Raw genomic sequence first — 25,933 nt, forward strand, 5'->3', positions numbered from 1 at the left:
TCGCCGGCTCGGGGCTTGTCTTGACGAAGCTTGACGCAACTCACCAGCCAACCAGGCGCTTGCGCGCCCGCAGCCGGCCTGCGGCTCAAAGGTCCACGCTCAAGCTGAAACGGTCTTCAGCGCGGCGTTCAGGGTCTCGCTCGGACGCATGACGGCGACGCACTTGGCTTCGTCCGGCAGGTAGTAGCCGCCGATGTCCGCCGGCTTGCCCTGCACCGCTGCGAGTTCATCGACGATCTTCTTCTCGTTGCTCGTCAACGCCTGCGCCAACGGAGCGAACTTCGCCTGCAGTGCCGTGTCCTGGGTTTGTGCGGCGAGTTCCTGCGCCCAATACATCGCCAGGTAGAACTGGCTGCCGCGGTTGTCGAGCTGGCCCGTCTTCGGCGACGGGTTCTTGTTGTTGTCGAGCAGCTTGCCGGTGGCGGTGTCCAGTGTCTTGGCCAAAATCTTGGCCTGCTCGTTGTGGGTCTTCAGGCCCAGGTCTTCCAGGCTCACGGCCAGCGCGAGGAATTCGCCCAGCGAGTCCCAGCGCAGGTGATTCTCTTCGACCAGTTGCTGCACATGCTTGGGTGCGGAGCCGCCAGCGCCGGTTTCGTACATGCCGCCGCCGGCCATCAGCGGGACGATCGACAGCATCTTCGCGCTGGTCCCGAGTTCCATGATCGGGAACAGGTCGGTCAGGTAGTCGCGCAGGATGTTGCCGGTCACCGAGATGGTGTCCAGGCCGCGAATCACACGTTCCAGCGTGTAGCGCATGGCACGGACCTGCGACATGATCTGGATGTCCAGGCCGCTGGTGTCATGGTCCTTCAGGTAGAGCTTAACCTTCTTGATGACCTCGTTTTCGTGCGGACGGTACGGGTCGAGCCAGAACACGGCGGGCGTGCCGGAGTTGCGGGCACGGGTCACGGCCAGCTTGACCCAGTCGCGGATCGGCGCGTCCTTGACCTGGCACATGCGCCAGATGTCGCCCTGCTCCACGTTCTGGCTCAGCAGCACCTCGCCCGTGGCGAGGTCGACGATGTTCGCAACGCCGGCTTCGGCGATTTCGAAGGTCTTGTCGTGCGAGCCATATTCTTCGGCCTGTTGCGCCATCAGGCCGACGTTGGGTACCGTGCCCATGGTCTTCGGGTCGAAATTGCCGTGCCACTTGCAGAAGTTGATGATCTCCTGATAGATGCGGGCGAAGGTCGATTCCGGCATCACGGCCTTGACGTCCTTCAGGCGGCCGTCGGCGCCCCACATCTTGCCGCCGTTGCGGATCATTGCGGGCATCGACGCGTCGACGATGATGTCGTTGGGCGAATGGAAATTGGTGATGCCCTTGGCCGAATCAACCATCGCCAGTTCGGGACGGTGCTCGTGGCAGGCGTGCAGGTCACGCTTGATCTCGTCCTGCTTCGATTGCGGCAGCGTGGCGATCTTGTCGTACAGATTGGCCATGCCGTTGTTCACGTTCACGCCGAGTTCGTCGAACAGAGCGCCGTGCTTGGCGAAGGCGTCCTTGTAGAAGATCCTCACGCAGTGGCCGAACACGATGGGGTGCGACACCTTCATCATCGTGGCCTTGACGTGCAGCGAGAACATCACGCCGGTCTTGTAGGCGTCGTCGATTTCCTGCTCGTAGAACGCCAGCAGTTCCTTCTTGCTCATGAACATGCTGTCGATGATCTCGCCAGCCTGCAGTGCAACCTTGGGCTTCAGGACGATGGTCTTGCCCGAGGCGGTGACGAGTTCCATCTTGACGTCGCGTGCGCCGTCGAGGGTGATCGACTTTTCGCCGTGGTAGAAGTCCCCGGCGTGCATGTGCGAGACGTGGCTGCGCGACGCCTGGCTCCATTCGGCCATGCTGTGCGGGTTCTTGCGCGCGTATTCCTTGACGGCCTTGGGCGCGCGACGATCGGAATTGCCTTCGCGCAGTACCGGGTTGACGGCGCTGCCCATGCACTTGTTGTAGCGCGCGCGGATGTCCTTTTCCTTGTCGGTCTGCGGTTGCTCCGGAAAGTCGGGGAGCGCGTAGCCCTTGGCTTGCAGTTCGCGGATGGCCGTTACCAGCTGGTTCTGCGAGGCGCTGATGTTCGGCAGCTTGATGATGTTGGCATCGGGCTCCAGCGTCTTCTTGCCCAGTTCGGCCAGCGTGTTCGGGACCTTCTGCGCGTCGCTCAGGTAGTCGGGAAATTCGCCAAGGATGCGGGCCGCCACCGAGATATCACTGGTCGTGACATCGATGCCAGCCGGAGCCGTGAAGGCGCGCACGATAGGCAGAAACGCACGCGTCGCAAGGGCCGGTGCCTCGTCGGTCAGCGTGTAGATGATGGTGGGTTGCGTCGTACTCATGCGCTTGGGTCCTTGATGTGGTGGTCGATCGGGTCACTCGGCGGCCTTGCTGCACGCGGTCTTCGTGAGACAGTGGCGGCGCGGCTCCGATGGTGAGGGGTATGTCCTGAAACCTCACTGGAAGCTCAGGACCAATGAAAAATGCGTCGCGATTCCTCTGAGATTCCAGCGCGTTCGTGCGGTTCTTGTGTCGAGCCAGTTCGTGGCGGTCACATGTTGTCGATCATCACCTGACCGAAGCCGGAGCAACTGACTTGCGTTGCGCCCTCCATCAGGCGCGCGAAGTCATAGGTGACTTTTTTGCTGACGACCGACTTCTCGAGTGAGCTGATGATCAGATCCGCGGCATCCTTCCAGCCGATGTGCCGCAGCATCATCTCCGCCGAAAGGATTGCCGACCCGGGGTTCACGTAGTCCTTGCCGGCGTACTTCGGCGCCGTGCCGTGGGTCGCCTCGAACATGGCGATCGTGTCGCTCATGTTCGCGCCCGGCGCGATCCCCATGCCGCCTACTTGCGCCGCCAGGGCGTCGGAAATGTAGTCGCCATTCAGGTTCAGCGTGGCAACGACCGAATATTCGGCCGGCCGCATCAGTATCTGCTGCAGAAATGCATCGGCGATGCTGTCCTTGACCGTGATGTCTCTGCCTGTCCGTGGATTCTTGACACGCATCCACGGACCGCCGTCGATCAGTTCGCCACCGAATTCCTTGGCCGCCAGCCCGTAGCCCCAGTCACGAAATCCCCCTTCGGTGAACTTCATGATGTTGCCCTTGTGCACAAGGGTCACGGACGGCTTGTCGTTGTCGATGGCGTACTGGATCGCCTTGCGCACCAGACGTTCGGTGCCCTCACGCGACACCGGCTTCACGCCAAGCGCCGAGGTCTCGGGGAAACGCAGTTTTTTGACGCCCAGATCTTCCATCAGGAATTTGATGAGTTTCTTGGCCTTGTCGCTTCCTGCCTCGAATTCGATGCCGGCATAGATATCCTCCGAGTTCTCGCGGAAGATGGCCATGTTGGTCTTTTCGGGCTCCTTCAGCGGCGAAGGCACCCCGCTGAAATACTGGATGGGCCGCAGGCATACGTACAGGTCGAGTTCCTGGCGGAGTGCAACGTTCAAGGAACGGATGCCGGTGCCCACCGGCGTGGTCAACGGTCCCTTGATCGACACCAGGTGATCGCGCACCGCGTGGATGGTTTCATCCGGCAGCCAGATGTCCGGTCCGTAGACCTTGGTGGACTTCTCACCTGCGTAGATTTCCATCCACTGGATCTTTTTCTTGCCGCCGTATGCCTTTTCTATAGCGGCATTCACGACCTTGATCATCACCGGTGTGATATCCCTCCCTACGCCATCCCCTTCGATGAACGGAATGATCGGAACATCGGGTACTGCGAGCGATCCGTCGACGTTGGCGCTGATCTTCTGGCCCTCGCTGGGAACCTGGATGTGCTGATAGCTGGGCATTGGGAGTGTGGCGCAGGGGTGACAGTCAAAGGTCGATGGCTTTTTCGCGGAGCAACTGCCAGCGGAATAGCCGTAGAATTTTAGACGCAACCGGAGGGGCATGAAGGCCTGTCAACGGCGGCCATGCCGGCTTCGTTGTTTGCAGACCTTCTGCTGGCCGGGAGGCATTCTCAAATTAACTCCACAGAGGAACCGTAATGAACAAATTTCTCGCAGTCATGATCGCTGGTCTGTTCGCAGCGGGCGCCTACGCGCAAAACCCGGCCGGTGCGTCGGCTGAACAAGCGCCGGTGACCAATTCGAAGCCCCAGGCACGCGCTGACGCCAAGGTCGCTGCGAAGAAGCCAGGTGTCAAGGCCGCTGCCGGTGGCGACATCAACAAGACGCCAGAAGGCGGCGCCGTCGGAACCGACAAGGCTGCCGTGGCCGGTGAAAAGCGCGCAGAAACGCGCGACGCACGTCGCCCTGCCAAGGGTGGTGGCGTGAAGCGCAAGACGACCCAAGGCGGTACGCCGCAGTAATTGATAGAGCATTGCGCTCTGTCAAAAAAAGCGCCTTTCGAGGCGCTTTTTTTATTTGATTGCAGTCGGGCAAATGGTCAACCGCCAATCCAGGTCCTCGTTGTAGGGGAGCCGACCATCAGTCGAATTTAGTTACACAGGACTTTTATATGTACAAGCTTCTCGTTACCCTCACCGCCAGCATTTTTGTCATGAGCGCCTTTGCCCAGGCCCCGGCGCCCGCTCCCGTTCCAGTGATGCGGGTCGCGAAACACGCCGCGCCGCACCATCCGACGAAAAGCAAGGTGGCGCACAAAGCCACCAAATCGCACAAGAAGCACGTGGTGAAGGCGAAGCACAAGCCGGCACACGCCAAGCACAAGCATCAAATCTGAAGCCGATGTAAGCTCCTTACCTGGAAAATGCCCGCTCACAAGCGGGCATTTTTGGTTCAGTCACAACCCTCTTCGTCATGGTCATTCGTCGCCTTCTTTCCATCTGCTGTGTCACTGCTGCCGCGCTGCTTCCCTTCGGACCCGCATGGTCCCAGGAACAGCCGCAAATGAATCTACAGCGCGTCCACCTCTCAGCAGGCATGTACCAGATCGACGCACAAGTGGCGGTCTCTCCTGCCGAGCAACAAACAGGACTCATGTACCGACAGGAAATGCCTCAGCAGGAAGGCATGCTCTTCGTGTTTCGGCAGCCTTCGACGCAGTGCTTCTGGATGAAGAACACCGTGCTACCCCTGACCGCCGCTTTTGTGGCCGACGACGGCCGCATCGTGAATCTCGTCGACATGAAGCCACAGACGCTCGACTCGCACTGCTCGCAGGAACCGGTCCGCTACGTGCTCGAGATGAACCAGGGTTGGTTCGCGAAGAAAAATATCGCGAAGGGCTTCAAACTGGGCGGCCCGCCGTTTGAGGTGCGTCGCTGAGACAACCGCCCCTCCGCCTTCGCCCGGTGCATGAAAAAAGCCGACCTCAGGGTCGGCTTTTTTCATGGCGCAGAAAGAACTCAGGCGAAGTTCTTCTCTGCAAACTCCCAGTTCACGAGCTTTGCAAGGAAGGTCTCGACGAACTTCGGGCGCAGATTGCGATAGTCGATGTAGTAAGCGTGCTCCCAGACGTCGACGGTCAGCAGCGCCTTGTCAGCGGTCGTCAGCGGCGTGCCGGCAGCACCTGTGTTGACGATGTCGACCGTGCCGTCGGCCTTCTTGACCAGCCACGTCCAGCCCGAACCAAAGTTACCGACTGCCGACTTCACGAAGGCTTCCTTGAAGGCGTCGAAGCTGCCCCACTTGGCCTCGATGGCCTTGGCCAGCGCGCCGCTCGGAGCGCCGCCGCCTTGAGGCTTCATGCAATTCCAGAAGAACGTGTGGTTCCAGATCTGCGCGGAATTGTTGTAGATCCCGCCGCTGGACTTCTTGACGATTTCTTCAAGCGTCAGGCTTTCGAACTCGGTTCCCTTTTGCAGGTTGTTCAAGTTCACGACGTATGCATTGTGGTGCTTGCCGTAGTGGTATTCGAGGGTTTCCTTGGAGTACTCGGGTGCCAATGCGTCAATGGCGTAAGGCAGGGGCGGAAGAACGTGTTCCATGTATTTCTCGTGGGTTGGTTGTCGAACGTTCCATTCTAGAAAGGAATTATTCCTCCTGCGTCGGACAGCGGCGCATCGACCCCCCTGATCTAACGGACCTTGCGCACCGTGAAATCAACGGAGCCGTGTGCGAGCCGCCCCGACACGAAATCGCCGCTGGCGAGCACCGCTGCATGTGTGACCGTGCGTCCGTCGGCATCCTTCAGCCAGGCATAACCTCGCTGAAGAACCAGCGCCGGATCGAGCAGTTTCAAGCGGGCCTCGAGCTGATCGAGTCGATCGCGTCGGCGCTGCACGTCGTATGAAAAACAGCGGGGCAGATCGGCCTCCAGCAAACCGAGCGCGTTGACCGCAAGGGCGTGCCGTGCAGCCGCCGCGTGTCGCAGACGCTGTGCATGCCCCGAAAGCCGGAGATGCTGCCCGGCGACGATGGCGGATGGTCGGCCCAGGCGGCCCGCCACAAGGTCGAGTCGTTGCGCCATGAGATCGATCCGCCGGCCAAGGGCGCCCTGCAGGCGTTCTTCGATCAGGTCGAGCGCACCTTGCCACAGGTCACGCGGCAAGGAAACCAGTTCCGCCGCCGCGGTCGGCGTGGGTGCGCGCACGTCCGCACAAAAATCCGCGATGGTGAAATCGGTTTCGTGCCCCACGCCGCACACCACAGGCACCGGGCTTCGCACGATGGTGCGTGCGAGCGTTTCGTCATTGAATGCCCACAGGTCTTCGATGGATCCACCACCGCGCACGAGAAGGATGACATCCACCGGCGACTGCATTTCATAGAGCGATTCGAGCGCATCGACCAGTTCGAGCGGCGCCGCGGCACCTTGAACGGCGGATGGCACGAGCACCACCGGAATGTGCGGTACGCGTCGCCGAAGCGCCGTCACCACGTCGTGAAGCGCCGCTGCACCAAGCGACGTCACCAGGCCGATTACCCGGGGCATCGAGGGCAGCGCCCGCTTGCGCGCCGGGTCGAAAAGCCCTTCGGCTTCCAGCCGGGCCTTGCGCAACATGAATTGTTCGAACAACGCGCCCTGCCCCGCGCGCTGCAGGTTCTCGACGATCAGTTGCAGATCGCCACGCGGCTCGTACACGCCCAGCCGTCCACGGACCTCGACCTGATCGCCGTCCCGTGGAGAGAAGTCCACGAGGCTGAACGCACGACGGAACATTGCGCAGCGAAGTTGTCCGGTACCGTCCTTGAGGGAGAAATAGCAATGGCCACTGGAGGCACGAGAAAAACCGGAGATTTCGCCCACCACCGTGACTGGATTGAAGCGAGCCTCCAGCGCATCGGCGATCGCGTGGCAGAGAGCTCCCACCGCCCAGACGCGGGGTGCGGACGCATGCGTCGAAACCGAGAGGCTCAAGAAATCCTCTCGACTTCCATCACCATTCGTCCACAAGCAGCGGCATCATGGGTCATCGGCTTTTCGTGCAAGCTCACACCGCACGGATTCCCGTGTAACTGGTTGATTTTGTTCAAAAAAGAGCTGCTCAAAATTCGATCGTTCCAATGCAACGCCCGGCCAGCGTGGGTTTTGATGAGTTGCCAACGTAGTTAATCACAAAGTTATCCACAGAAACTGTGTCCAGTTGCTGACAAAAGTGATGGCGGGAACGCCATGGCAGCCCAGCGATAATCGCCGCGGATAGACGATCCGGAAGGACGGAGGATTCCTTGTTTTCCATCATAGTTGCTGCCGGTTGGCCCATCTGGCCCCTGCTCGTTTGCTCCGTTCTGGCATTGGCCTTGGTCATCGACCGGTTGGTGAATCTGCAGGCGGTCAAGGTGATCCCGCCGAAGCTCCTTGCCGAGGCGATCGCAGCCTCGCAGCGCGTACTTCCCAGCGCCGAAGTCGTTTCGAAACTTGAAAAGAACTCCGCACTCGGTGAAGTGCTGGCCGCCGGCCTGCGTACGCTGGACGCAAGCCCACGTTGTTCCGCGGAAGACTTGCGTACCTCGATGGAAGGCGCCGGCCGCTCCGTCGCACATCGCCTGGAGCGCTGGCTGCCCGCATTGGCAACGATTGCATCCGCCGCGCCCCTTTTGGGGCTTCTTGGCACCGTCATCGGGATGATCGAGATCTTCGGCTCTCAATCGCCCGCTGGTGGCGTCATGGGGGCGGGCAACCCTGCCCAGTTGGCGCATGGCATTTCCGTTGCGCTCTACAACACGGCCTTCGGCCTGATCGTGGCGATTCCGACGCTGATCTTCTGGCGCTATTTCCGCACCCGCGTCGACGCTTATCTGCTGCAGCTCGAGCTCGCAGGCGAGCGTTTTGCCCGGCATCTGAACGGACTTCGTCAAGCATGAGCGCCTCACGCATGCGCTTCCGGAATGCTGCGCGCGATGAGCCGGAGATCAATCTGATCCCCTTCATCGATGTCCTGCTGGTCGTGCTGATCTTCCTCATGCTGTCGACCACCTACAGCCGATTCACCGAGATGCAGCTTCAGTTGCCGGTGGCCGACGCCGACGCGCAACGTCCTCGTCCCAAGGAAATCGTCGTCGCCGTGGCGGCTGATGGCCGTTATGCCGTCGATCGTGCCCTGCTCGCGGATCGCAGCGTTGATTCAATGGCTGCCGCACTCGGCGTCGCGGCCGCCGGCGCGAAAGATTGCGTGGTGATCATCAGTGCCGACGCAAGCGTGGCGCATCAGTCCGTCATCACGGTGATGGAGGCCGCGCGCCGCGCGGGATTGATGCAGATCACCTTTGTCACCCAATCTGCCGCCCAGGCCGGACCTTAGGTTGTCGATACAGGATGTCTGGCTGACGCGCGGCCCGCTGGCGTGGTTGCTGTGGCCGCTTTCCCGCGTGTACGGCGCGCTTGCGGCTGCCCGCCGTGCACAGTACCGGTTCGGGTGGAAAACGGTCGAACGTGTACCCGTCCCGTTGATCGTCGTCGGGAATGTCGTGGCCGGCGGCGTCGGCAAGACACCGGCCGTGATCGCAATCGTGCAGCATCTCCAGGCCCGCGGTCTGGCTGTCGGGGTCGTGTCGCGGGGATATGGACGGGTTACGCGGGATTGCCGCGAAGTGCTGGCCGACAGCGACCCCGCTGAAGTCGGCGATGAACCTGCGCTGGTGAGCCGCATCACCGGCGTGCCGGTGACCGTTGCACGCCGACGCATCGAAGCGGCGCGCAGCCTGCTGTCGCGGCATCCGGAGATACAGGTCATCGTGAGCGACGATGGACTCCAGCACCTGGCCATGGGAAGAGACATCGAAATCTGCGTGTTCGATGACCGCGGCGTCGGAAATGGCTGGTTGCTGCCCGCGGGCCCGCTTCGCGAGGCATGGCCGCGCCGCTGCGATCTCGTGCTGCATACAGGTCGGCGTCCTGCATTCGAAGGCTATGTGGCACGACGTGCACTTGCCGATCACGCGCTGGGCAACGACGGGCGCCGCGTCCCGCTCGCCGAACTCGCGCATCGCCCGGTCATCGTGGTTGCCGCGATCGGCAGGCCGCAAGCGTTCTTCGAGATGTTGCGCGCCGCGGGACTGTCGGCGATACAGGAAATTGCACGGCCGGACCATGACGACTTCCGGGAGTGGCAACGCCCCGCGATCCCGGATGCCGTGCTGCTGTGCACGGAAAAGGACGCCGCCAAACTGTGGCGCATCGCACCCGATGCGCTCGCCGTTCCCTTGCTGTTCACTCCGGAGCCGGCCTTTCTGAACGCGCTCGACGCAAAGCTATCATCGACTCATGGACACCAAGCTGCTTGAATTGCTCGTATGCCCCGTGACGAAAGGGCCCTTGACCTGGAACGCCGAGAAGCAGGAACTGGCCTCTCGCAGCGCGCGTCTTGCCTATCCGGTGCGTGACGGCATTCCGGTGTTGCTCGAGAACGAAGCGCGCACGCTTTCAGACGAAGAGCTCGGACTTTGAGCTTCACTGTATTGATTCCCGCACGGCTCGCTTCGACGCGCCTGCCGAACAAGCCGCTGGCCGATATCGCCGGCCTGCCGATGATCGTGCGCGTCGCACGGCAGGCCGCGCAGTCGGCAGCGATCCGTGTCGTGGTCGCCGCCGATGACGTGCGCATCGTCGAGGCCTGTGCCGCCCACGGTATCGATGCGTTGCTCACGCGCAAGGATCATCCGAGTGGGAGCGACCGCCTTGCCGAAGCCTGCGAACAACTCGGATTGCCGGACGAGGCGATCGTCGTCAATGTCCAGGGCGACGAGCCGCTGATCGATCCATCGCTGATCGATGCGGTGGCCGAGCTGCTTGCCGCGCGCCCCGACACTGCCATGAGCACTGCAGCTCATGCGATCGATTCGGTACAGGACTTCCTCAATCCCAACGTGGTGAAGACGGTATTGGACGCGGCTGGCAATGCGCTGTACTTCAGCCGCGCGCCGCTGCCCTGGTGGCGAGACGGCTTCGCGGCGCAAGGACCAACGGTTCTGCCGACGTCACCGGCGCCGCTGCGGCATGTCGGCATCTACGCCTACCGTGCCGGTTTCGTACGGCGCTTCCCGTTGCTCGCGCCCGCGCCGGTCGAAACAGCCGAAGCGCTCGAGCAATTGCGCGCACTCTGGCACGGGCATCGCATCGCGGTGCACGTCAGCGCGCACGCGCCAGGTCCCGGTGTGGACACCCCAGAAGATCTGACGCGGGTTCGCGCCCTGCTCGACGGCCGTTGAGCCCGACCCACTCGTCTTTTTTCGAGGGTGCGCATGCTATCCTCGACACAACTCCGCCCTCCTTCGTCGCCAGGACGAAGACGGCGTGACACAGAATTCAAAGAACGTCCGAGGACACCATGAGACTCATTTTGTTGGGCGCCCCCGGCGCGGGTAAAGGCACGCAAGCCGCTTTCATCTGCAAGAAGTACGGCATTCCCCAGATATCGACCGGCGACATGCTGCGCGCTGCGGTCAAGGCCGGTACGCCGCTTGGCCTGGAGGCCAAAGCAGTGATGGCATCGGGTGCGCTGGTGAGCGACGACCTCATCATCAACCTCGTGAAGGAACGTCTGGCGCTTCCGGACTGCGCCGGTGGCTTCCTGTTCGACGGCTTCCCGCGCACCCTTCCTCAAGCCGATGCCATGCGTGCGGCGGGTGTCAAGCTCGACTATGTGCTTGAAATCGACGTGCCGTTTGCGGACATCATCGAGCGCATGAGTGGTCGTCGTTCGCATCCTGCATCGGGCCGGATCTATCACGTCAAGTTCAACCCGCCCAAGGTGGATGGCAAGGACGACGTGACGGGCGAAGAACTGATCCAGCGCGATGACGACAAGGAAGAAACCGTCGGCAAGCGTCTCGATGTCTACAGCCAGCAGACCCGTCCGCTGGTGGACTATTACGCGAACTGGGCCAAGGCCGAGCCGGAAGCCGCGCCCAAGTACCGCGCCATCAGCGGCGTGGGCTCTGTCGATGAGATCACCCAGCGCGCGCTGGCTGCACTGAGCAACTGAAGCTGCCGCAGCAGGACTCAACCGTTCGAGGCGGCCGCCGTTTCGGGTTCCTGCGCCGCTTCTTCCATCAATTCGAGCATCAATGCGACACGCGCCTTGGCTGGCGTGAGCGCGCCTGCATCGCGCAAGACGTCGCCTGATTTCGGCAGGATGTGGCCTTGCATGCAGCGTGTCGCACGCACGACCGCCATGCCGGCGGACTGCGCCCGAATCGCGGCGTCCTCCAGGGCATGGTGCAGCGTTCCGTTTCCAGTCGCGGCGAGTACGAGCCCGCGCGCAGCACCCGGCTTGCCGCCGTTGCGCTCGGCGATCAACGCATCGACAAGCCCAGCGCCAGCGCCCGCATGGCTCATCAGAATTTCTACGCGCGGCCAATGAGACGGGTCTCGCGCGACAGCTGAAAGAGCCCCGGACGAAGCGCCTTCGGCGGGCCATTGGCGAAGCTGACGGACCATGCCCTCCTCGACGTAGCCGAGCGGACCTGAATCGCCCGAACTGAATGCATCGAGGCGGTACGTGTGGACCTTCTGCACGTCGAGCGCCGAATGCACCACGCCCGCGCATACGACCACGACACCCCGCGCGCCCGGCGTGGATGCAACGGCCATGGCGTCACGCACGTTCTGCGGGCCGTCGGGAGCCAATGCGCTCGCTGGTCGCATCGCGCATGTGATGACCACCGGCTTCTGCGGGCCGAGCGCGAGGTGAAGAAACAGTGCGGTCTCTTCGAGCGTGTCCGTCCCGTGAGTGATCACGACGCCCATCACATCGGCCTGGGCCAGCCAGTACGCGCAGCGCTGCGCGAGTCGCTGCCAGGTCGCCATATCCATGTCCTTGCTGTCGACCTGCGCAATCTGTTCGGCGTCCGCCGTGGTGCCGCGCGGCAACGCGATACCACTCAGCAAATCGTCCACGCCGACCTGCGCAGCGGTGTAGCCGATGTTGTCGCCCTTGGCTTCGGCGCGGCCGGCGATCGTGCCGCCGGTGCCCAACACGATGATTCGATGTGCCGCTGGGACAAGTTTGTTCACCATTGCTTGCAAAGTTCCGAGAGCTGGTTAAAAATACAGATACTGGATATTCAAACAGTACCGCAAGGAGCGTCCCATGCAGTTCACCGCAAAGCTTACCTCTCGCCAGCAGCAGATCCTCGATCTGATTCGCAGCACCATCGCTCGCACTGGCGCGCCACCCACGCGTGCGGAGATCGCCAATGAGCTCGGCTTCAAGTCTGCCAACGCAGCGGAAGAACATCTCCAGGCGCTGGCCCGCAAAGGTGCCATCGATCTGCTCAGCGGCACTTCGCGTGGCATCCGCTTGAAAGGCGATGCGCTGCGTTCGCTCAATGAATCACGAAACAACCAGTTCTCGCTATCGCTTCCCGGCATGGCGCAGCTCGCGTTGCCGCTTGTCGGCCGCGTGGCGGCAGGGTCACCGATCCTCGCCCAGGAACACGTGGACCAGACCTATTACGTCGAAAGCACGCTGTTCCAGCATCAGCCCGACTACCTGCTCAAGGTGCGCGGCATGTCGATGCGCGACGCCGGCATCATGGACGGCGACCTGCTGGCGGTGCAGGCCACGAAGGAGGCACGCAATGGCCAGATCGTCGTCGCACGGCTCGGCGAAGAGGTCACCGTCAAGCGGCTCAAGCGCACCAAGGACGTCGTCGAGCTGCATGCAGAGAACCCGGACTACCCGACCATCGTGGTTCAGCCTGGTGAGCCCTTCGAGATCGAAGGCCTCGCCGTCGGACTGATCCGGAACACGATGTTGATGTAGTGCCGTCGAAATCGGCTGCGAGAGGTGGCGGGCGTATGGCGATGGCCATCACCCTGTCGCAGCCTTCGGATCGCAATCCTGCCTGTGTTCAACCTCTACCTTCTGGAGTTCACATGGGAATCGCCCTTCTTGCTTTCGTTGATCTGTTGATGCCACTGCAATCGCTGGCCAGCCGCTGGATGGCTACGCGTCGCGACCATGACATCGGTGGTGCCGGTCTGCGTTATGTGTCGGTACGTCCGGCCGTTGGCAATCCACCGAGTGGCCTGGCGTCCAGCGTCGCGACCAAGCCTGCGCGGCCTCTGCGCGTGGTGCGCGTCGTCGATAGGCACGCCAACGAATCGCATGCAGGCCGCGTGGTGATTTCGGGTCGCATGTCGGATGTCTGCGCCGAGCTCGATCGACTCGCGGCGCTGGAAGCGTCGGGTGCTGTCTCGTTGCACGACAGGAACTACCGCCTGCACTGATTGCCCCGCGCGTAGCGGCAGATCAATGCGCCGCACCGCAAAAAGCGGGTATCTGCAGGATGCCTGCTGACATGGCGAGCCGATGCCGGGAGGCACAATGGCGAGCCATGAATATTGTGATCCTCGATGACTATCAGGACGCAGTGCGCAAGTTGCGCTGCGCCGCCCGGCTAGACGCTTATTCAGCCAAGGTCTATACGAACACCGTCAAGGGCATCGGTCAGTTATCGGTACGGCTGAAAGACGCCGACGTGATCGTGCTCATCCGCGAGCGCAGCCAGATCTCGCGGCAACTCATCGAGAAGCTCCCGCGCCTCAAACTGATCTCCCAGACAGGCCGCGTCGGCAGTCACGTGGATGTCAACGCCTGCACCGAACGTGGCGTCGCCGTGGCTGAAGGCAGCGGTTCGCCGCTGGCACCGGCCGAGCTCACCTGGGCCCTGATCATGGCGGCGATGCGCCGTCTGCCTCAGTACATCAGCAATCTCAAGCACGGCGCCTGGCAGCAGTCCGGACTGAAGTCCGCATCCATGCCACCCAACTTTGGCCTCGGTTCGGTGCTGAAAGGAAAGACGCTGTGCATCTGGGGCTACGGCCGCATCGGCCAGTTGGTGGCCCGTTACGGCCAGGCGTTCGGCATGCAGGTCGTGATCTGGGGACGTGAAGAGAGCTGCAACCGCGCGCGCTCCGATGGCTTTCAGGTCGCGCCGAGCCGCGAGGATTTTTTCGCGATGGCCGACGTGCTGACCATTCATCTGAGACTGAATGACGACACGCGCGGCGTGCTCACGCTGGACGACCTCTCGCGCATGAAACCCACATCGCTGTTCGTCAACACGTCGCGTGCCGAGTTGGTGGAACCGGACGCCTTGCTCGCCGGCCTGAACCGCGGCCGTCCCGGCATGGCGGCGATCGACGTGTTCGAGAGCGAGCCGCCGCTGCAGGGCCATGCCCTGCTGCGCCTCGAGAACTGCATCTGCACGCCGCACATCGGCTATGTCGAGCAGGAAAGCTACGAGATGTACTTCGGCCTTGCATTCGACAACGTCGTGAACTTCATCAAGGGCAATCCGAGCAACATCGTGAACCCCGGCGCACTGCAGGTGCGCCGCTGATACTGCACTTGCACGATTGCCAGCACGCTGGCAGTACAAACGAGGACCGGCGCTGCGCGCGACGCGCGGAGAATCGGCGCTCGGCTTTGGCATCCATCCCCATCTAGCGATATTCATCCAATGACTGTGAACTACCCGAGAATTGCCGTGATCGGCGCCGGCGCCATGGGCCGGGGCATCGCACAGATCGCCGCACAGGCCGGCAGCGAGGTCCTGCTGCTTGACAGCTTTGCCGGCGCTGCCGAAAAAGCACGCGAGGCGCTCGCCGCGCAGTGGCAGAAGCTGCATGAAAAAGGCAAGTTCGATGCGGCGCAGCGCGACGCGCTGGTGGCGCGGATCCGGCCGGCGCAATCACTCGAGGACTTGAGCGGCTGCGATCTCGTCATCGAAGCGGTGATCGAAGACCTCGAAGTCAAGCGCAAGCTCTTTCGAGAATTGGAGGCGGTGGTCGCCCCGTCGGCGACGTTGGCGACGAATACATCTTCGCTGTCCGTCACCGCGATAGCCGCAGGACTGAAGCATCCGCAGCGCATGGCAGGCTTCCATTTCTTCAATCCCGTTCCGCTGATGAAGGTGGTCGAGGTGGTTGCCGGCTTCAAGACCGACACGGAGGTATGCAAGCTGTTGGCGGGCTATGCGCGCCAAATGGGCCACAGCGCCGTGCAGGCGCAAGACACACCTGGCTTCATCGTCAACCACGCCGGGCGCGGCTTTGGCACCGAAGCACTGCGCATCGTCGGTGAAGGCGTGGCCGACTTTGCAACCATCGACCGCATCCTGAAGGACCAGGCCGGCTTTCGCCTCGGCCCCTTCGAGTTGATGGATCTGACGGCGCTGGACGTGTCGCATCCGGTGATGGAGTCGATCTATCGCCAGTACTACGACGAGCCACGCTTCCGGCCGAGCGTGATCACGGCGCAGCGGCTCGCCGCCGGCGCACTCGGGCGCAAGACCAACGAGGGCTTCTATCGCTATGTCGATGGCGTGCAGCAGGTCGCACCCGAGGCGCCTGCGCCGACGATCGACACGATGCCACCGGTGTGGGTGTCGCCCCGCGCGGCACGCCGGCCTGAACTCCTGAAGTTGATTCATGCGCTCGGCGGACAGCTGGAAAGCGGTGCCGCGCCGTCCTCGCAAGCATTGATCCTCGTGGCACCGCTGGGCTTCGACGTGACGACCGTGGCCGCAGTCGAAAGGCTGGACGCGACGCGCACCGTGGGCATCGACATGCTGATCGATGACGCAGCCACGAAGCGCCGCGTGCTGGCCACCAATCCGGCCACACGCATCGGCGTTCGCGACGCAGCGCATGCACTCTTCGCACGCGACGGCAAGGCCGTCAGCGTGATTCGCGACAGCGGCGGCTTCGTGACGCAGCGAGTGGTTGGCACGATCGTGAACATCGCAGCGGACATGTGCCAGCAGCGCGTGTGTTCGCCGGCCGACCTCGAGACTGCTGTGCGGCTCGGCCTCGGCTACCCGCAAGGGCCGCTTGCCATGGGGGACCTCTATGGCCCGACCAACATGCTCGAAGTCCTGTTCAACCTGCAGACGGTCTATGGCGATCCGCGCTACCGCCCGAGCCCGTGGCTGCGCCGCCGCGGCGCACTGGGGCTCAGCCTCATGCACGAAGAAGAATGAAGTGGCGAGAAGGAGACAAGCATGAAGGCAGAGATCAAGAGCACGACCGAAGGCAGCACGATGGTGCTGTCACTCTCCAACCCATCGCAGCGCAATGCGCTCGGTCCCGACATGTACGCCGCCGGCATCGAGGCGCTCAATGGCGCCGAGAGCAGCCATGAGATACGCAGCGTGGTCATCGTCGGCGAGGGCCCTTGGTTCAGCGCAGGCGGTTCGCTGCAGCGGCTCCAGAACAACCGCGAGCAACCGCCCTCGGTACAGGCCGAGAGCATCGAAGGCCTGCACAACTGGATCGATTCGATCCGTACGTTCCCCAAGCCGGTGATCGCCGCCGTCGAAGGCGCTGCGGCCGGGGCGGGCTTCGCGCTGGCGATGGCATGCGACCTCGTGGTCGCGGCGCGCGACGCCGTGTTTGCCGCCTCGTACAGCAGCGTGGCGCTGTCGCCCGATGGCGGACTCAGCTGGCACCTCGCACAGGCGCTGCCGCGGCAGCTTGCAAGCGAATGGCTGATGGGCGGAGAACGCATTGCGGCCGCCCGGCTGCATGCGCTCGGACTGGTCAATGAACTGACCGACAGCGGGCAGGCGCTGTCGGCTGCGCTCGCCATGGCAGCACGGCTCGGTGCGCGTGCGCCCAACGCGCTGGCCAGCATCAAGGAGCTGCTCGGCGAGGCGCGCGGCTCGAGCCTGAACACCCATCTGGCGCAGGAGCGCGACCACTTCGTGCGCAATCTGCATCACCCCAATGCGGGCATCGGCATCACCGCCTTCCTGACGAAGCAGACGCCGCGCTACGAATAGCGCCCGGGTCGCTCCCGCGACAACCCTCCGAATTTCAGTCGCCGACAGGACATGCCAATGGACGACCCCATTCTTACCATCGAAGAACGAGAAGCGATCAACAGTGGTCGCTGGTTCTCCTCTCTTTCACCCTCACTTCGTCACGACATCCTCCGATGCGCTTTCGTCAGACGCTACAAGGACGGCGACCTGCTCGCGGCGCGCGGCGATCCGCCCGAGCATTGGATCGCCTGTGCCAAGGGCGCGGTGCGCGTCAGCTCGACGGCCGTGTCCGGCAAGCAGGTGACGTTGACGTATGTCGAGCCGGGCATCTGGTTCGGCGACGTTGCCATGTTCGACGGAGACCGTCGGACGCACGATGCCTATGCGCATGGCGACACGACCACGCTCAACGTGGCGCGGGGCGACTTTCAGAAGATCCTCGCACTGCACGTCGAGTTGTACGAGGCGCTGATGCGGCTTCAGGCACGGCGCATCCGAACGCTGTTCGGCCTGGTCGAGGACCTCAACACCCTGCCCTTGCGCGCACGGCTGGCCAAACAGCTCAACCACCTGATGCGAAGCTACGGCACACCCAATCTGGCAGACGCCAGCCAGACGCGCATCGGCCTGCAGCTTGCGCAGGAAGAACTCGCGCAGTTGCTTGGAGCATCGAGGCAGCGTGTCAACCAGGAGCTCAAGACGATGGAGCGCGAGGACGTGATCCGCATCGAGCAGGCCGGACTGGTGGTGCTCGACCGTGCTGCGCTCATGAAGATTTCAGAAGCGGACCAATGAGATGACCCAGGACTTCAGCAACTTCGTCGGCACGCGCGCGGTCTCCGGACAGCATGCATTCGACATCGCGGCGCTGGCCGTTTGGCTCGAGGCGAACGTCGACGGCTTTCAGGGACCGCTGACGGTCGAGATGTTCAAGGGTGGCCAGTCCAACCCGACCTACAAGCTGGTCACGCCGTCGCGCAGCTATGTGATGCGGGCCAAGCCCGGGCCTGTCGCGAAATTGCTGCCCTCGGCGCACGCCGTCGAGCGTGAGTTCAAGGTCATGAGCGGCCTCGCCGGCACGGATGTTCCCGTGCCGCGCATGTACGGCCTGTGCGAGGACGAGTCGGTCATCGGCCGCGCCTTCTACGTGATGGAGTTCATGTCGGGCCGCGTGCTCTGGGATCAATCGTTGCCTGGCATGAGCAACGCCGAGCGCACAGCGATCTACGACGAGATGAACCGCGTGATCGCAGCGCTGCACAGCGTCAAGTTCGCGGAGCGCGGACTGGCCGACTATGGCAAGCCGGGCAACTACTTCGAGCGGCAGATCGGTCGCTGGAGCAAGCAATACGTCGCGTCGGTCACGCAACCGATCCCCGAGATGGATCGCCTCATGGAATGGCTGCCGGCCCACATACCGGCCAGCGCGCGGGACGAGAAGCTGACATCGATCGTGCACGGCGACTACCGGCTCGACAACGTCATGTTCCACCCCACCGAGCCACGGGTGATCGCGGTGCTGGACTGGGAGTTGTCCACGCTCGGCCATCCGCTGGCGGACTTCAGCTACCACTGCATGTCGTGGCACATCTCGCCCGGCCAGTTTCGCGGCCTGGGCGGATTGGACGTGGAGAGCCTGGGGATTCCCAGCGAGAGCGACTACATCCGCCTGTACTGCGAGCGAACCGGCCTCACGACGCCGGAGGCACTGGCACCGGACTGGAATTTCTACATGGCCTACAACCTGTTCCGCATCGCCGCGATCCTGCAAGGCATCGCCAAGCGCGTCGAAGCCGGTACGGCCTCCAGCGAACAGGCCGTGGTCTCGGGCCGCGGCGCACGACCGATGGCCGAAATGGCCTGGCAGTTCGCCCAGCGCGCCTAGGCGTCCGCGTCCGGCCGCTCGATCATCCACCTCAGGAGACATCATGGACTTCGAATACTCGGAAAAGACCAAGGACCTGCAAAGGCGCGTCAACGCCTTCATGGATGAGCACATCTATCCTGCGGAGTCCGAATATGCCGCCGAGCTGGCAGCCAACACCGCCGCCGGCAAGCGCTGGACCGCACTGAACACCGTCGAGAAGCTGAAGGTCAAGGCCAAGGCGCAGGGTCTCTGGAACCTGTTCCTGCCGGTCGACAGCGCCGAGGCTTCGGGCTATGAAGGCGGCGGCCTCACCAACCAGGAATACGCGCCGCTGGCCGAGATCATGGGCCGGGTGCCATGGGCCAGCGAAGCCTTCAACTGCTCGGCGCCCGACACCGGCAACATGGAGACGATTGCACGCTACGGCTCGGAAGCCATCAAGGCACGCTGGCTCAAGCCATTGCTCAACGGCGAAATCCGCTCCGCCTTCGCGATGACCGAGCCCGACGTGGCCTCCAGCGACGCAACCAACGTGGCCACGCGCATCGAACGCCAAGGCGACGAATATGTGATCAACGGCCGAAAGTGGTGGATTTCCGGCGCGGCCGATCCGCGCTGTGCCGTCTTCATCACGATGGGCAAGACCGATCCCGATGCACCGAAGCATTCGCAGCAAAGCATGGTGATCGTGCCGGCCGGCACGCCCGGCATCAACGTGTTGCGCCCGCTGAACGTGATGGGCTACGACGATGCCCCGCATGGCCACGTCGAGATGGTGTTCGACAACGTTCGCGTGCCGGTCGACAACATCCTGCTCGGCCAGGGGCGTGGGTTCGAGATCGCGCAAGGCCGCCTGGGCCCGGGACGCATCCACCATTGCATGCGTCTGATCGGTCTGGCCGAGCGCGCGCTTGAACTGATGTGCCGACGCGCCTCGTCGCGTGTGGCCTTCGGCAAGACCGTCGCGTCGCAGACCGTCACGCAAGAACGCATCGCCGAAGCGCGCTGCAAGATCGACATGGCGCGCCTGCTCACCCTCAAGGCCGCGTGGCTCATGGACGTCGCAGGCAACAAGGTCGCCAAGAACGAGATCGCGATGATCAAGGTGGTGGCGCCCAGCATGGCCTGCCAGGTGATCGACTGGGCGATGCAGGTGCATGGCGGTGGCGGGCTCTGCGACGACTTCCCGCTGGCCTACGCCTATGCCGGTGCCCGCACGCTGCGCTTTGCGGACGGCCCGGACGAAGTTCACCGCAATGCCATCGCGAAATGGGAACTGGGCAAGTACGCGGTCGACAAGCGCGAGATCGATCCGCCCGTGACGCGCTTCTGACCCGAACGGCGACAGCCCTGTCGCTTCATGAGCCGATGGCGCCTCGCGGCGCCATCGGCTTTTTGCTCATCAGAGCTTCTTCTGGAGAAATACGGCAGTGCCGTAGGCCGGATCGAGCTGGTAGCTCGCGAACCCTTCGCGCGCATAGGCGCGCAGTGCCGGCTGGTTCCCCTGCAATACCTCGAGCGTGAGCTTGCACGCACCGCGCCGGAGCGCTTCGGCCTCGACGCGGGCCAGCATCCGTTGCGCGATGCGTTGTCCCCGATGGCTTGCGAGCACCATCACGTCATGCACGTTGACGAGTGGACGACAGGCGAAAGTCGAGAAGCCTTCGATGCAGTTGACGAGTCCGACCGCTTGCGCACCGTCGAACGCGAGCACGCTGAAAGCCTGTGGCCGCGCAGCCAGCGCTGCCGGCAGGCCGGCACGGACCTCTGCGCTCAGTGCCGTCCCGCCGCCCGCTGGATCCTGTGCATAGGCATCGAGCAGGTCGACCAATGCCGTTGCATGCGACGCGTCGCGATAGTCGGCGAGCAGGATACGTATCGAGCCGGCTTCGTCTGCCTTGCCATCCGCTGTTTCGCTCATGGTCACGCGCTTTCGATCGTCGACGCAATACGGCGCGCACAGGCCTCGGCTTGCGCGGCATCGCGCGCTTCGACCATCACGCGAAGCAGCGGCTCGGTGCCACTGGCGCGGATCAGCACACGGCCAGTGTCGCCCAGCTCGGCTTCGGCGCGCTCGGTTGCCGCGGCCAGCTCGACGCTGGCTGCCCAGTCCTGTCCCTCCGCCAGTCTCACATTGATGAGCGTCTGCGGGAACAGCGTCACGCCCTCGAGCAGTTGCGCGACGCTGCGACCGCTGCGCACGCAGGCCTGCAACACCTGAAGCGCGCTCACGATGCCATCACCGGTGGTGTGCCGGTCGAGCGCCAGCAGGTGACCGGAGCCTTCGCCGCCGAGCAACCAGCCGCGCTTGTCGAGTTCTTCGAGCACATAGCGATCGCCGACCTTCGCGCGCACGAATTCGATTCCTCTTGCACGCAACGCCACTTCGATGGCCTTGTTGGTCATCAGCGTGCCCACGACGCCCTGGGGCTTCTCGCCGCGCTCGATGCGCTCCATCACCATGAGGTAGAGCAGCTCGTCGCCGTTGAACAGGCGGCCGGTCGAATCGACCAGTTGCAGCCGATCGGCATCGCCGTCGAGTGCGATGCCGTAATCGGCACCCTGCTTCGTCACTGCTTCGATCAGCGCCTGGGGATGTGTGGCGCCCACGTTCTTGTTGATGTTCAGCCCATCCGGCGCGCAGCCGATGCTCGACACATCGGCGCCAAGCTCGTGGAAGACCTGCGGCGCGACCTGGTACGCCGCGCCATGCGCGGCGTCGACCACCAGCTTCAGACCGTGCAGGCCGAGATCGTAGGCAAAGGTGCTCTTGCAGAATTCGGTGTAGCGACCGGCTGCGTCGTTCAGCCGGCGTGCCTTGCCCAGCCTGGCGGAGTCGACCCAGACCGGTGGCTCTTCCAGCGCCGCTTCGACGGCCTCTTCCCATTCATCGCTCAGCTTGGTTCCCTGCGCACTGAAGAACTTGATGCCGTTGTCCGCGTAGGCGTTGTGGCTCGCACTGATGACCACGCCGAGACTGGCCCGCTGCGCGCGTGTGAGGTAGGCGACGCCGGGCGTCGGCAGCGGTCCCAGCAGCACGACGTCGACGCCCGCCGAGTTGAAGCCCGATTCCAGTGCCGATTCCAGCATGTAGCCCGAGATGCGCGTGTCCTTGCCGATCAACACGCGCGGCCGGTTTTCCGTCTTCTTGAGCACGCGACCGACCGCATGGGCCAGTCGGAGGACGAAGTCCGGAGTGATGGGCGGCTGACCCACGGTGCCGCGGATGCCGTCGGTCCCGAAATATTGTCTTGTCATGAGTGATTGGCTCCCTGTTGTTGTTCTGCCCGCATGGCGCGCCACACGGACAACGCGGCGACCGTCTCGCGCACATCGTGGACGCGCACGATCGACGCACCGCGCTCCACGGCCAGCAGCGCCGCCGCCACACTCGGCACCATACGCTCAGCGGCTGCATCGATGCCTGTCACGGCGCCGAGTGATGACTTTCTTGACCAGCCTGCCCACAGCGGCAAACCGGCGACGTCGAGTTCATTCTGGCGTGCCAGCAAGGCAAAGTTCTGAGCGACCGTCTTGCCGAACCCGATGCCTGGATCCAGTGTGATGCGCTCGGCGGCGATGCCGGAAGATCGCAGTGCCGCCACACGCTCCTCGAGGAATGCCCGTACGGCAGCAACGACATCGCCATGCATGGGCGCTGCCTGCATGGTCTGCGGATCCCGGTGCATGTGCATGACGCAAATACCGCAGGACGCGTGCGCAGCGACGGCCCCGAGCGCGCCCGGCCTGCGCAACGCCCAGATGTCATTGACGATGTCGGCGCCGAGATCGAGCACCGCTCGCATCACTTCCGGCTTGTAGGTGTCGACGGACAGTGGCACACCCAATTTGACCGCCTCGCGCAGCACGGGCAACACGCGGGAAAGCTCGTCGTCCAAGGATACGGAGGGGCTGCCGGGGCGGGTCGATTCGCCACCGATGTCGAGGATGTCGGCACCTTCGGCAAGCAGCTGCTCGCAGTGTCGCAATGCAGCCGTCGTCGACGCGTGCGCACCGCCGTCCGAAAAGGAATCCGGGGTGACATTAACGATGCCCATGACCCGCGGCAGCGAAAGATCTATCCGGAACCGGGTCGTCTGCCAGATCGACGCCGTCATGTGCGAGCCCCATGAAAAAACGGGGCCAGAGGCCCCGTTGATCGGCGATGCGCCATGCTCAAGCCGCGGTGGGTGCCGGATCGGGATTGACCGCAGGCGTACCACCGGCACCGCCACTGCCCGAAGGCGGAATGCGCGGCGTCCAGTCCTTCGGCGGGCGTGGTGCACGGCCAGCCATGATGTCGTCCAGCTGCTCGCTGTCGATGGTTTCCCACTCGAGCAGCGCCTTGGCCATCGCGTGCATCTTGTCGCTGTTCTCTTCGATCAGGCGACGCGCCAGGGCGTACTGCTCGTCGATGATGCGGCGCACTTCGGAGTCGACCTTCTGCATGGTCGATTCGCTCATGTTCGTGGTCTTGGTGACCGAGCGGCCGAGGAACACTTCGCCTTCGTTTTCCGCGTAGACGATCGGTCCGAGCGATTCGGTCATGCCGTAGCGCATCACCATGTCGCGTGCAATATGCGTTGCGCGCTCGAAATCGTTGCTCGCACCCGTGGTCATCTGATGCATGAACACTTCTTCGGCAATCCGTCCACCAAACAGCATGCTGATCTGATTCAGCATGTATTCGCGGTCGTAGCTGTAGCGGTCCTGCGACGGCAAGCTCATGGTGACACCCAGCGCGCGACCGCGCGGAATGATCGTGACCTTGTGCACCGGATCGCACTTGGGCAGCAGCTTGCCGATCAGCGCATGGCCGGACTCGTGATAGGCCGTGTTGCGACGCTCTTCCTCGGGCATGACCATGCTCTTGCGCTCGGGGCCCATGAAGATCTTGTCCTTGGCCTTCTCGAAGTCCTGCATCTCGACAACGCGGGCGTTGCGCCGTGCAGCCATCAGTGCAGCTTCATTGCACAGGTTGGCCAGATCCGCACCGGACATGCCAGGCGTTCCGCGGGCGATGACGCTCGGATTGACGTCCTGGCCGAGCGGAACCTTGCGCATGTGCACATTCAGGATCTGCTCGCGTCCACGAATGTCCGGCAGCGTCACATACACCTGGCGGTCGAAACGACCGGGGCGCAGCAGCGCGGCGTCAAGAATGTCGGGCCGGTTCGTCGCAGCCACGACGATCACGCCGAGGTTGGTCTCGAAGCCGTCCATCTCGACCAGCATCTGGTTGAGCGTCTGTTCACGTTCGTCGTTCCCGCCGCCGAGGCCCGCACCGCGCTGGCGACCGACGGCGTCGATTTCGTCCACGAAGATGATGCAGGGTGCGTTCTTCTTGGCGTTCTCGAACATGTCGCGGACGCGGGCGGCGCCCACACCGACGAACATTTCGACGAAGTCCGAACCGGAGATCGAAAAGAAAGGAACCTTGGCTTCACCGGCAATCGATTTGGCCAGCAGCGTCTTGCCGGTGCCGGGAGGGCCGACCAGCAACAGGCCACGTGGAATACGGCCACCGAGCTTCTGGAATCGGCCCGGATCCTTCAGGAAGTCGACGACTTCCTTGACCTCTTCCTTGGCCTCATCGCAGCCAGCAACGTCGGCAAAAGTGACCGTGTTGCTGTTCTCGTCAAGCATGCGGGCCTTGCTCTTGCCGAAGCTGAACGCCCCGCCCTTGCCGCCGCCCTGCATCTGTCGCATGAAATAGACCCAGACCCCGATCAGCAGGAGCATCGGCCCCCAGCTCACCAGCAGCGTCATGAGCAACGAACCCTCTTCGCGCGGCTTGACGTCGAACTTGACGTTGTTGGCGATCAGGTCGCCAACGAGGCCTCGATCGAGGTAGGTGGCCGTCGTGCGGATCTTGCGGTCGTCGTTGGTGATCGCGACGATCTCGCTGCCGCCCTGACCTTCCTGGATGGTGGCGCTCTTGATGCGGTTGCCACGGACTTCTTCAAGAAAGTCGGAATAGCCAATCGCTCCGGAACCGGCGCCGCCGCGGGTGTCGAACTGCTTGAACACAGTGAATAACACCATCGCGATGACAAGCCAGACGGCTACTTTGGAAAACCACTGATTGTTCAAACGAAACTCCAGTCAAAGCGCGTGACAGCGAAATGAAAAATTCGCCGAGGTCACGCAATTGGCGGCCATTTTAGGCTTTTCAAGCTGCGAAACCTGCTGATTTCCCGCAAGCAGCCGTAGGCCGTGCACGGGTTTGGCAAGTAAATTCGCAGTTACGTGAGGTATCAAGTCGTACAGCTTCAGCGAAGCCCGATCCCGACCATGAAAGTCTCTGACGAGCGGTCACGGGAGGCCTTTGGCTTCATCGGCTTGACGATCCGGAAATTGGTCTTGAAGAGCTGCGTCAACTCGGCATAGCCACCGCCATGAAAGAGCTTGGCCACGAGTGCGCCTTCCGGCTTCAGGTGCTGGCGTGAAAAGTCGATTGCCAATTCCACCAGGTGGACGATGCGCGCGGCATCCGCCGAGGCGATGCCCGACAGGTTGGGCGCCATGTCCGAAACCACCACATCGGCTTGTCGCCCCTTCAGCAACGCAGTCAGCTGCGACAGCACATCGTCCTCCCGAAAGTCACCCTGTATGAAGGTCACGCCCTCGATGGGTTCCATTGGCAGGATGTCCAGCGCGACGATGGTGCCGTCGAGCATGCCGGCGGCCGCGCCGCCTGGCGACATGCGGCGTCTCATGTACTGGCTCCACGCGCCTGGCGTCGAGCCCAGATCGACGACAAGCTGCCCTGGCTTGATCAGCCCCAGCGTCTCGTCGATCTCTTTGAGCTTGTAGGCAGCACGCGCGCGATAGCCCTCTTTCGTGGCGAGTTTCACCCACGGGTCGTTCACGTGATCGTTCAACCACGCTTTGTTGACCTTGCTGCTTTTGGTCTTGACTTTCATTCGCC

The 25,933-nt window shown here is 63.0% G+C and carries 27 protein-coding genes; 17 read left to right on the forward strand and 10 right to left on the reverse strand.

Going from position 1 to position 25,933, the window contains the following annotated elements:
• Positions 1 to 99 precede the first annotated feature (99 nt).
• Both AC07PZ_RS29610 and icd read right to left on the reverse strand, forming a co-directional pair.
• On the reverse strand, positions 100 to 2,337 hold the full coding sequence (locus tag AC07PZ_RS29610; RefSeq protein WP_495298760.1) for an NADP-dependent isocitrate dehydrogenase: 2,238 nt from the start codon (positions 2,335 to 2,337) through the stop codon (positions 100 to 102).
• A gap of 209 nt (positions 2,338 to 2,546) precedes the next feature.
• Positions 2,547 to 3,806: an NADP-dependent isocitrate dehydrogenase gene (gene icd / locus AC07PZ_RS29615; protein ID WP_495298761.1), complete on the reverse strand. Its 1,260-nt coding sequence runs from the start codon at positions 3,804 to 3,806 to the stop codon at positions 2,547 to 2,549.
• Positions 3,807 to 4,003: 197 nt separating this feature from the next.
• On the opposite strand from icd, the gene AC07PZ_RS29620 reads away from it, so the two are divergent.
• From AC07PZ_RS29620 to AC07PZ_RS29630, 3 genes are all read left to right on the forward strand, one after another.
• Positions 4,004 to 4,327: a cell envelope biogenesis protein TolA gene (locus AC07PZ_RS29620; RefSeq protein ID WP_495298762.1), complete on the forward strand. Its 324-nt coding sequence runs from the start codon at positions 4,004 to 4,006 to the stop codon at positions 4,325 to 4,327.
• Positions 4,328 to 4,476: 149 nt separating this feature from the next.
• Entirely contained in the window at positions 4,477 to 4,701 is a 225-nt protein-coding gene (locus AC07PZ_RS29625; RefSeq protein ID WP_495298763.1) for a hypothetical protein, read from the forward strand.
• 77 nt (positions 4,702 to 4,778) lie between these two features.
• The gene (locus AC07PZ_RS29630) at positions 4,779 to 5,246 is read left to right on the forward strand and encodes a DUF192 domain-containing protein (RefSeq protein WP_495298764.1); all 468 of its coding nucleotides are present in this window, start codon (positions 4,779 to 4,781) and stop codon (positions 5,244 to 5,246) included.
• 80 nt (positions 5,247 to 5,326) lie between these two features.
• Here AC07PZ_RS29630 and AC07PZ_RS29635 read toward each other — a convergent pair whose 3' ends face one another.
• Positions 5,327 to 5,908 carry a superoxide dismutase gene (locus AC07PZ_RS29635; protein ID WP_495298765.1) on the reverse strand — a complete coding sequence of 194 codons (582 nt, stop codon included), beginning with the start codon at positions 5,906 to 5,908 and terminating at the stop codon, positions 5,327 to 5,329.
• A gap of 89 nt (positions 5,909 to 5,997) precedes the next feature.
• The gene (gene xseA / locus AC07PZ_RS29640; RefSeq protein ID WP_495298766.1) at positions 5,998 to 7,281 is read right to left on the reverse strand and encodes an exodeoxyribonuclease VII large subunit; all 1,284 of its coding nucleotides are present in this window, start codon (positions 7,279 to 7,281) and stop codon (positions 5,998 to 6,000) included.
• Between the two features lie 311 nt (positions 7,282 to 7,592).
• Here xseA and AC07PZ_RS29645 point away from each other — a divergent pair, with 311 nt between their 5' ends.
• The 6 genes from AC07PZ_RS29645 to adk all read left to right on the forward strand — a co-directional run bounded on the left by AC07PZ_RS29645 (position 7,593) and on the right by adk (position 11,347).
• Complete coding sequence (locus AC07PZ_RS29645) at positions 7,593 to 8,228, forward strand: MotA/TolQ/ExbB proton channel family protein (RefSeq protein WP_495298767.1); 636 nt, start codon at positions 7,593 to 7,595, stop codon at positions 8,226 to 8,228.
• A gap of 11 nt (positions 8,229 to 8,239) precedes the next feature.
• Entirely contained in the window at positions 8,240 to 8,665 is a 426-nt protein-coding gene (locus AC07PZ_RS29650; RefSeq protein ID WP_495298799.1) for an ExbD/TolR family protein, read from the forward strand.
• Positions 8,643 to 9,647 (forward strand): tetraacyldisaccharide 4'-kinase, encoded by a 1,005-nt coding sequence (gene lpxK / locus AC07PZ_RS29655; RefSeq protein WP_495298800.1) that lies wholly within the window; start codon positions 8,643 to 8,645, stop codon positions 9,645 to 9,647. The genes AC07PZ_RS29650 and lpxK overlap by 23 nt, the downstream gene beginning before the upstream one ends.
• Positions 9,628 to 9,810 (forward strand): Trm112 family protein, encoded by a 183-nt coding sequence (locus tag AC07PZ_RS29660; RefSeq protein ID WP_495298768.1) that lies wholly within the window; start codon positions 9,628 to 9,630, stop codon positions 9,808 to 9,810. Before lpxK ends, AC07PZ_RS29660 begins: the two co-directional genes overlap by 20 nt.
• Positions 9,807 to 10,571, forward strand: a complete 765-nt coding sequence (gene kdsB / locus AC07PZ_RS29665) for a 3-deoxy-manno-octulosonate cytidylyltransferase (RefSeq protein ID WP_495298769.1) — start codon at positions 9,807 to 9,809, stop codon at positions 10,569 to 10,571. Before AC07PZ_RS29660 ends, kdsB begins: the two co-directional genes overlap by 4 nt.
• 119 nt (positions 10,572 to 10,690) lie before the next feature.
• A complete protein-coding gene (adk, locus tag AC07PZ_RS29670) occupies positions 10,691 to 11,347 on the forward strand; it encodes an adenylate kinase (protein ID WP_495298770.1) in 657 nt (218 codons plus the stop codon).
• A 17-nt stretch (positions 11,348 to 11,364) separates the two neighbouring features.
• Here the strand turns inward: adk and AC07PZ_RS29675 are convergent, their stop codons facing one another.
• Entirely contained in the window at positions 11,365 to 12,381 is a 1,017-nt protein-coding gene (locus tag AC07PZ_RS29675) for an asparaginase (RefSeq protein WP_495298771.1), read from the reverse strand.
• 73 nt (positions 12,382 to 12,454) lie between these two features.
• Here AC07PZ_RS29675 and lexA point away from each other — a divergent pair, with 73 nt between their 5' ends.
• The 8 genes from lexA to AC07PZ_RS29715 all read left to right on the forward strand — a co-directional run bounded on the left by lexA (position 12,455) and on the right by AC07PZ_RS29715 (position 20,335).
• The gene (lexA, locus tag AC07PZ_RS29680; protein ID WP_495298772.1) at positions 12,455 to 13,129 is read left to right on the forward strand and encodes a transcriptional repressor LexA; all 675 of its coding nucleotides are present in this window, start codon (positions 12,455 to 12,457) and stop codon (positions 13,127 to 13,129) included.
• A 41-nt stretch (positions 13,130 to 13,170) separates the two neighbouring features.
• On the forward strand, positions 13,171 to 13,596 hold the full coding sequence (locus AC07PZ_RS29685; RefSeq protein WP_495298773.1) for a hypothetical protein: 426 nt from the start codon (positions 13,171 to 13,173) through the stop codon (positions 13,594 to 13,596).
• A 107-nt stretch (positions 13,597 to 13,703) separates the two neighbouring features.
• Positions 13,704 to 14,711: a D-2-hydroxyacid dehydrogenase family protein gene (locus tag AC07PZ_RS29690; RefSeq protein WP_495298801.1), complete on the forward strand. Its 1,008-nt coding sequence runs from the start codon at positions 13,704 to 13,706 to the stop codon at positions 14,709 to 14,711.
• Positions 14,712 to 14,831: 120 nt separating this feature from the next.
• Complete coding sequence (locus AC07PZ_RS29695; RefSeq protein ID WP_495298774.1) at positions 14,832 to 16,352, forward strand: 3-hydroxyacyl-CoA dehydrogenase; 1,521 nt, start codon at positions 14,832 to 14,834, stop codon at positions 16,350 to 16,352.
• A gap of 21 nt (positions 16,353 to 16,373) precedes the next feature.
• Positions 16,374 to 17,153 (forward strand): oxepin-CoA hydrolase, alternative type, encoded by a 780-nt coding sequence (locus AC07PZ_RS29700; protein WP_495298775.1) that lies wholly within the window; start codon positions 16,374 to 16,376, stop codon positions 17,151 to 17,153.
• Between the two features lie 57 nt (positions 17,154 to 17,210).
• Complete coding sequence (locus tag AC07PZ_RS29705; protein WP_495298776.1) at positions 17,211 to 17,930, forward strand: Crp/Fnr family transcriptional regulator; 720 nt, start codon at positions 17,211 to 17,213, stop codon at positions 17,928 to 17,930.
• 1 nt (position 17,931) lies between these two features.
• Complete coding sequence (locus AC07PZ_RS29710; RefSeq protein ID WP_495298777.1) at positions 17,932 to 19,020, forward strand: phosphotransferase; 1,089 nt, start codon at positions 17,932 to 17,934, stop codon at positions 19,018 to 19,020.
• 43 nt (positions 19,021 to 19,063) lie between these two features.
• Entirely contained in the window at positions 19,064 to 20,335 is a 1,272-nt protein-coding gene (locus AC07PZ_RS29715; RefSeq protein WP_495298778.1) for an acyl-CoA dehydrogenase family protein, read from the forward strand.
• Positions 20,336 to 20,404: 69 nt separating this feature from the next.
• Here AC07PZ_RS29715 and AC07PZ_RS29720 read toward each other — a convergent pair whose 3' ends face one another.
• From AC07PZ_RS29720 to AC07PZ_RS29740, 5 genes are all read right to left on the reverse strand, one after another.
• On the reverse strand, positions 20,405 to 20,923 hold the full coding sequence (locus tag AC07PZ_RS29720) for a GNAT family N-acetyltransferase (RefSeq protein ID WP_495298779.1): 519 nt from the start codon (positions 20,921 to 20,923) through the stop codon (positions 20,405 to 20,407).
• A 2-nt stretch (positions 20,924 to 20,925) separates the two neighbouring features.
• Entirely contained in the window at positions 20,926 to 22,260 is a 1,335-nt protein-coding gene (gene glmM, locus AC07PZ_RS29725) for a phosphoglucosamine mutase (RefSeq protein WP_495298780.1), read from the reverse strand.
• A complete protein-coding gene (gene folP / locus AC07PZ_RS29730; RefSeq protein WP_495298781.1) occupies positions 22,257 to 23,120 on the reverse strand; it encodes a dihydropteroate synthase in 864 nt (287 codons plus the stop codon). Before folP ends, glmM begins: the two co-directional genes overlap by 4 nt.
• A gap of 58 nt (positions 23,121 to 23,178) precedes the next feature.
• On the reverse strand, positions 23,179 to 25,095 hold the full coding sequence (gene ftsH / locus AC07PZ_RS29735) for an ATP-dependent zinc metalloprotease FtsH (RefSeq protein ID WP_495298782.1): 1,917 nt from the start codon (positions 25,093 to 25,095) through the stop codon (positions 23,179 to 23,181).
• 179 nt (positions 25,096 to 25,274) lie between these two features.
• Complete coding sequence (locus tag AC07PZ_RS29740) at positions 25,275 to 25,928, reverse strand: RlmE family RNA methyltransferase (protein ID WP_495298783.1); 654 nt, start codon at positions 25,926 to 25,928, stop codon at positions 25,275 to 25,277.
• Between the last annotated feature and the right edge of the window lie 5 nt (positions 25,929 to 25,933).

The organism is Variovorax sp. GW821-FHT10B04 (genome assembly GCF_059415645.1).